Source organism: Herbidospora sp. RD11066, assembly GCF_054661255.1.
The window spans coordinates 1-247 of record NZ_BAAGDO010000295.1; the positions used below are offsets into that span (position 1 = coordinate 1).

Below are 247 nucleotides of genomic sequence, written 5' to 3' on the forward strand. Positions count from 1 at the left end.
AGCTGCTGTAATGGACTTCCAAGTTTCTCCAATTTCAAGTAAAACTTGAGCCTTCTGCTCATGTAAAGCTGCTCTCTCGGGCATCAGAGTTATAGTAGCTTCCCATTTTCCAAGTGCTTCACAGTATTTTCCAACCTCAGCAAGCTTATTCCCTTGAGCTTGATATAAATCAGCAACTTTAATTGTGTCATCAGCATGAGAAGAAGAAGTTTGGGGATCTTGATTGTGATCGAATGGGAGATTGGTG

General features: G+C 41.3%; 1 protein-coding gene. It reads right to left on the reverse strand.

From position 1 onward, the window contains the following. Window positions 1–247, reverse strand: a 247-nt coding sequence (locus ACYQ78_RS39950) for a hypothetical protein (protein ID WP_459806206.1), incomplete at both ends; no start/stop codon positions are given.